Origin of the sequence: Rahnella sp. BIGb0236, assembly GCF_004364755.1 — a bacterium.
Lineage (GTDB): Bacteria > Pseudomonadota > Gammaproteobacteria > Enterobacterales > Enterobacteriaceae > Rahnella > Rahnella victoriana.
In genome coordinates, this window is the sequence record NZ_SOAO01000024.1 from 20,741 (window position 1) to 27,498 (window position 6,758).

A 6,758-nucleotide genomic window follows, 5' to 3' on the forward strand; every position below is an offset into this window, starting at 1 on the left:
GCGAGGAGCGGACCTTCATCAGAAACTGCTCACAATAAGCTACAGCTCATCAGACTCAGTTAATTTTAATCAATGCCTGGCTGACCAAGCCAGGCTAACAGAATGCTTTCGATTCAGAAGTTAGTTTGCCGCTTTACAGTCAGCATCGCGGATATTTTCACCGCGGATGATTTTTCCATAGATTTCCGCACTGAGTTTTGGTGTACGCTTCTGGGTATCATAGTCCACGTATATCATGCCAAAGCGGCTTTTATAGCCACTCAACCATTCCAGATTGTCATGACTGGACCAGACGTGATAACCCTGTACATTAGCCCCCCTTGCAATCGACTCCTTCATTGCATGGATGTGGTCTACCAGATACAGGCAGCGGTTTACATCGTTCACTTTTCCATTCGTCAACTGATCTTCACCCTCAAACCCTGCACCATTTTCTGTAATGATGACCGGTGGATTGCCGTACTCATCACGCACGCGCTCAAGCAGGGCGGAAAACTGATCGGGTCTTACTGCGCCATTGAAGGCGAGCTTTTCATTTTTCGGGAAGATTATTTCGGGCGAATAGACTTCTGAAGCATTTTTCTGATGGCGAATAAAGAAAGGTGCATAGTAATTAATGCCCAGAAAACCCAAGCCCGCATCATGAATGCGTTCTGCATCTCCGGGCTGGACGTCAATATTCAGGTGTCGGTCTGCTGCCAGCTTGAGTACATCGGCCGGATAGCTTCCTTTGTACATGGCATCAAGGAACCAGCGATTAAGAATGCCGTCAACAAGTCTGGCATCAGCTTTGTCTTCATCCGATGCGTTCTCTGTCGTCAGTACCGGGAAAAATGGCAGAGCAATTCCCAGCCGGCCTTTGTAGCCTTTTACTTTAAAACTCTCCGCTGCTGCTGCGGAGGCCAGCAGAATATGGTTATAGGACTTCAGGGAAGTTTCGAGATAGGGACCAGCAGGAACAATAGGAGGGAGTGTAAGCTCCTCACCTTTCAGCCGCTTCTCGGCCATGATTTTTGTTGCAACTTCAACGGTTGGTTCATTAATCAGTACAAACTGGTCAACCTGATCGGAGAAGTTAGCAAAGATAACCTCAGCATAACGTTGAAACCATTCCACCGACTCCCGGTTTTCCCATCCTCCCGCAGCAGACAGCGACTCAGGCATATCCCAGTGATACAGAGTTACCAGAGGCTTTATTCCAGCAGCCTCTAAGTCGGTAATGAACTGCCGATAGTGCGCAACCGCACTCAGATTTACGGGCCCCTGCCCGTCCGGGATAATACGTGTCCAGGCGATAGAGAAGCGGTAGCTGTTCAGGCCGAGCTCTTTAAACAGCTGGATATCTTTTAGGTACTGATCACGGTCGTAAAAGTTTATAGCAACGCTCCCCGATATGCCGGGGCCGGCCAGGTGCTTCTCATCAAGATAGTAATCCCATACAGACCGGCCTTTACCGTCTTTATTTGTTGCTCCCTCAACCTGATAGGCAGCAGAAGCTGCCCCCCACAGAAAATTATCAGGAACGTCAGCTGCAGTGGCCATGTTCATCACAGCAGTCATACCTAACGCCAGCATTCCGTTTTTCATCGCTTACTCCTCTTTTGACATAATCAGGCTAACGAAAAATTTTATGATGTCCCGACGGGTAAAACCGGGACGGGCATCATGTATAGCAGCAATATATCATCAACAGATGATATATTGCGTGAGCGTTTTCTTTTTTACGGGTTTGCCTGCATACATCGCCGGTCTCTTTGAGACGCCACCTGCTAAAAGCATGGCGCACTTATGCGACAGGTCAGTGGTTCAGGAATGTTCAGAGACAACGAACAGACGTATAGCCTCATCAGCAATATCAGAGGAAAGAGAGGTGGATTGAGGGGCATCCGGATCGATCAGACCTGGAGTGATCAAAGGCAACGAAATTGCTGAAATCATTAATGCAAAAGTCAGCGAGGGTTGATTACTTCTGATGATGCCTTTCTCCATCGCCAGTCTGATGACGGGCAGACAGCTGTCACGAAACGGCGTAACCAGATGCAGGAGAAGGTATTCAAGCCGTTCGTCGCCCCTCGCCGCCTCGTTCAGCAGCAGCGAGGGAAACTCTGGAATTTCCACGCTGATAGCGGTCAGGTGGCGGATAAACCGGCGAAACCCTTCAGCTGGATTGATACTGAACGAGTGTTCAATTGCACTGATTTCTTCAAGATGATGCCGTTGCTTATCCAGCAGATGTTCAAGAACCGCATTCCAGAGATCGGATTTTGAACCGAAAAGGCGCGCCACCAGAGCCATATCCACACCGGCTTCAGCTGCGATTTTTCGTAAAGATGTACCGTCATAACCATTTTGTGAAAAAAAACGTGTAGCTACGGGAAGAAGCGCATCCCGCCCTGATACTGCCCCGCCGGGGCGGCGACCCCGTACTGAAGGTCTGCTTTCTTGTGAGCTCATGTGATTCCGTTTTTGATAAGCACCGGACCAGGCCGGTGCTTTTTACTGATCAAAATACCATGCCCATTTTACTCACAACCGGGATCTGAAGGTAACTGTCATATTTTCCACCAAAATGAATGATATGCCGGCCTGCATTCCGGCTCACCGGGGTAGCTACCTGCTGTTCACTGACAAATGGCAGAAGCGTCGACGCCGGACCGCCGAGGGAAATACGTTTAATTTTCTCACCTGGCATAAAGGTTCCTCCGGAAGCTGGCAGTTCAATGACGGCAGAGCCAAACCCCATGTCAATACTTGTGGGTATTGGGCGGTGTGCGGCAATGGTCAGCACCAGTTTTTCACCTGCATGATAAAGCATGCTCATCGGCCAGATACCTATTTCCACAGGTACAATCTCCCCAGCGTGCAGCTTCTCTTCACGGGTGTGCGTGTGGAATGGCTCTGTTTCAGTTGACAGCTTGGGATCAAGCGCGCGCTGGGAAACCCTCAGTAGACCGGATGCGACCACCGGACCTTTCACGCCTTCTCCCAGCAGACGTTCAAACGGTTTTCCGTCTTTACTTCGTTTCTCAACGCCAACCTCAAGCTCCATATCATCAGCCCCCTGGGCTTCAACCCAGAGCTTCAGTTTCATGTAGCCTGTGAGCTCTGTATCCTGCGTGAAGGTAAAGTGAAGCTCCGTTTTCCCTTCACCGGAAACGTCATAGGACAGAGACGCCGGTATGTTCTGACCCAGAGGGCTGAGCTGCGCGCCGGAAGTAATAAACATTTTTTTCAGATGAGTATGGGGCAGTGGCCAGCTGTCTTCAGTCCGGTCAACAATATCTGTACCGCCGTCATCCAGGACGCAGATACGCACGCGAGGGGTGTTTTCCCAGCCATTGTTATGGCCCTTGAGATAATGGTCAAAAAATGCCAGAAGCTCCTGCGAATAGGCGGGCGTATAAAAATCCAGCCATTCGTTTGTGTTATTAACCCGCAGCCATTTTTCTTCTGAAGCTATCTGACGGTAACCGGCAAACGATCCGTGGGTATGAGCGTGATTGGTATAGCTTGCGACAACGTACGCCGGGATGCTGATACGCTCAAGCCTTGCCTTTTTGTCTTCCCAGTAGGCATCCATCAGCTGTTTTTCCACTATCATCCGGGGCTGATCTTCGACAAGGTTCTCACCGGCGAAAGATTTCAGTATGACTTCAGGAAATGCTGGCGCAGGTATTCCTCCACGATTGCCCGTCTCTCTGAAATGATCGACAAACCCTTCCCAGGGCGCGATAGCCGTGAGATGAGGAGGCTGCTCGGCTGCAATAAACCACTGCGAGACGGCAAGCCAGGAGTTTCCTGCCATCCCCACTTTTCCACTTGACCAGGACTGCTGCGCGGCCCATTCAATAAAATCATAACCGTCTTCAGCCAGCTGCCGTCCCCAGTAAGAGATATGACCTTCAGATTTATAAGCCCCACGTGGATCTGGATTCAGAATAACGTAGCCTTCGTTGACCCAGAAAGCCGGATCGGGGCCTTCAAACTTCTGAAGTTCTGAGACCCACTCCAGCGGCACGCCGGAGCGCTCGTGTATATCATCCAGCCACTGACCGCCTATCTCTTTTCCATAGGGACTCCATGCTACCAGGGCCGGGTATTTCCCTTCCGCTACCGGGCGGAACACATCCGTATAAATGGTTGTACCGTCACGCATTTTAAGCGCAACGTCCCGCTCAAAAATGATGTCACAGGGCAGTGGTTTTGCCCCCTCACGCCGGATGGTCCCTTTTTTTAGCAGAGTCGTGCCGGGAGAAAATCCGGGATAGCGAGCGCGGGGAGCATTAAGAGGCAGCGGACGCCGATACCAGACAGAATAAGCGCTGTCGCCATAAATTTTTGTATTTTGCACGATACGATTCCCGTTTGTACTGCCGCTCTGAGCAAATGCCAGTCGCGGCATCATCATATGTGTAACGGCCATTCCCACTGCACCCGCCAGTAGCGAGCGTCGTGAAACTTCCGGGCCAGCTGGTTTCACTTTATTCATCACACCCTCTTTAAATCATCAATTGATGATTTAATTCTAAAGCGGATCGTTTACAAGTCAATCTGCTTGTTGCCGGACCACGATCCATGCCGCATTTTGTGCAAAAAAAGCCAGCTTCCGCTGGCCTGACTTGTTAAATCTCTATGACAATTTTACCCGTATGCTTACCGGCAAGCTGATGCCGGAATGCGTCCTGCAGCTCCCCGAGCGGCAAAACTTTATCAATAACGGGACGTACATCAGAGGCTTCAAAAGCGCGGATCATCTCTTTCTGATGCTCACGGCTTCCAACGGTGATGCCCCGGACGGTTAGCTGCTTGCCCATTATTGCCGCCGTAGGGACTTCTCCGGCAATGCCGGTAAATACGCCAATAAGCGTAATCCGGCCGCCTATGCGCGCTGCGGCAATTGACTGAGCCAGCGTGCCGGGGCCGCCAATTTCAATTACATGATCAACCCCCCGTCCACCGGTGAGCTCGAAGATTTTTTTACCCCAATGCGGCTCTTTACGATAATTAACTACACCGGCAACACCCTGATCACGCAGCCAGGCCATTTTTTCTTCAGAGGAAGACGTGCCCCAGACCCGGGCTCCGGTCATTTTTGCCAGCTGCAGGGCAAAAACGGATACGCCCCCGGTGCCCAGGATAAGAACATCTTCCCCCGGGCGCAGATCGCCTTCGGTAATCAAAGCCCGCCAGGCCGTCAGTGCTGCGGTAGGGAGCGTTGACGCCTCGGCATGCGTCCATCCTGCGGGGGAATGCGTGAAGAAACGGGCGGGACGGACAACGTATTCCGTGGCATATCCATCAATGCCGTCTCCGGGCGTTCGGCTGAAACCGGCGAGTGGGCACTCTCCTTTGTCCCAGTCCGGAAAAAATGTTGATACCACCGCATCCCCGGGTTGAAAATCTGTGACGCCTTCTCCGACGCTTTCGACGGTTCCAGCGCCGTCAGACATTAGGATACGACCCGCCTGCGCGGGCAGGGTACCCGCAGCGACGTTGTAATCGTGAAAGTTAAGCGAGACATTATGAATGCGGACGCGTATTTCACCTTTGCCTGGCTGGCCCGGATCGGTAACGTCTGTAAAGGCGATATTATCTACGCCCGCTTCATTGCCAAGGAGTACAGCTTTCATCGTGAAGGTTTTCCCCGTATCCGATAGAGTAAACTATGACTTTAGCCCTCTTTAACGTCCAGGATAAGTACCTACAAAAATGTCTGTATTCTCTGAACCTGCTAATGTAAAAAAAAATGTGCTGGCGACCCGGTTACGCAACGGAGAAACATTTGATGCGACGTGTCCTTCCAGAAGGCTGCTCAGTCACCTGACAAGCCGGTGGGGAACCCTGACGCTGATAACCCTCATGGATGGTACTCATCGTTTTGGAGAGCTGAAACGTAAAATGGGCGGAATTACCGACAGAATGTTGATAAAAACGCTGCAGGAACTCGAAAGCGCGTCCCTGGTCCACAGAAAGGTTTATCCCGTTTTACCGCCTCATACTGAATATGCGCTCACCGCTCCGGGACGTGAGGCGGCGGCACATATTGAAAGGCTGACCGACTGGATCAGTAACCACATTGACGGCACATGAAGCCGGACGGTGAATTATGTATTGGATGCGACTCTGGCCGGCGCGCGAAATTTTATAAACAATGAAAATAACGCACCGATTACCGCAGCGGATAAAAATACGGTTGAAGTGGTACCCGGAAGATAAGCCATGAACGCGGACAAAAACTGCCCAAGAAAGATAGCCATTGATAGCCGTGCCAGATTTCTTCCACGCACAGCGTTACTGCTGAGCTCGACAATAAGGTGATTTACCAGGGGAACGGAAAAACCGAATCCCAGTCCCAGTGCGATTCCCCCGGGGATCAGGAAAGGCATGGAAGACGCAAAAGCAAAGATCAGATGAGCAAGCGCGTAAAAGCCGAAAGCAATGGATAAGGTTGAAAAATCACTGTAACGGCTTACCAGCTTCGGCATCAGCCAGGCCCCACAGACGGCAACCAGAGAAACAAATGAGAGAAAATATCCCGTCTGAGACTCGGTGTTTCCCATTTTATGCAGGTGCAGGGGTAAGACAACAATGGCGGTAAAGAAGACAATCATGGACATCAGCGCGGCTGCCCAGGTCATCAGAACGGCTGGTGAAGTGGTACCCTGGCTGACATCCGTTTTAATCTGTTCAGACTCCGCTCTGTTGTCAGGTCGCGGAACAAACATCAGTACCATCAGCAGCATCAGCCAGGCAAATAA

The 6,758-nt window shown here is 51.1% G+C and carries 6 protein-coding genes; 1 reads left to right on the top strand and 5 read right to left on the bottom strand.

The window, feature by feature from the left end; all coding sequences use genetic code 11:
• Positions 1 to 120: 120 nt before the first annotated feature.
• The 4 genes from EDF78_RS25235 to EDF78_RS25250 form a co-directional block, all read right to left on the bottom strand.
• A complete protein-coding gene (locus EDF78_RS25235; RefSeq protein WP_208294505.1) occupies positions 121 to 1,587 on the bottom strand; it encodes a family 1 glycosylhydrolase in 1,467 nt (488 codons plus the stop codon).
• A gap of 219 nt (positions 1,588 to 1,806) precedes the next feature.
• A complete protein-coding gene (locus tag EDF78_RS25240; protein ID WP_133824184.1) occupies positions 1,807 to 2,454 on the bottom strand; it encodes a TetR/AcrR family transcriptional regulator in 648 nt (215 codons plus the stop codon).
• Between the two features lie 49 nt (positions 2,455 to 2,503).
• Positions 2,504 to 4,489, bottom strand: a complete 1,986-nt coding sequence (locus EDF78_RS25245; protein WP_133824185.1) for a CocE/NonD family hydrolase — start codon at positions 4,487 to 4,489, stop codon at positions 2,504 to 2,506.
• Positions 4,490 to 4,622: 133 nt separating this feature from the next.
• Positions 4,623 to 5,630 (bottom strand): NAD(P)-dependent alcohol dehydrogenase, encoded by a 1,008-nt coding sequence (locus tag EDF78_RS25250; protein WP_133824186.1) that lies wholly within the window; start codon positions 5,628 to 5,630, stop codon positions 4,623 to 4,625.
• A gap of 79 nt (positions 5,631 to 5,709) precedes the next feature.
• On the opposite strand from EDF78_RS25250, the gene EDF78_RS25255 reads away from it, so the two are divergent.
• Entirely contained in the window at positions 5,710 to 6,090 is a 381-nt protein-coding gene (locus EDF78_RS25255) for a helix-turn-helix domain-containing protein (protein ID WP_133824187.1), read from the top strand.
• A gap of 14 nt (positions 6,091 to 6,104) precedes the next feature.
• Here the strand turns inward: EDF78_RS25255 and EDF78_RS25260 are convergent.
• The coding region (locus tag EDF78_RS25260) for an MFS transporter (RefSeq protein ID WP_133824188.1) at positions 6,105 to 6,758 on the bottom strand (654 nt) is incomplete at its 5' end.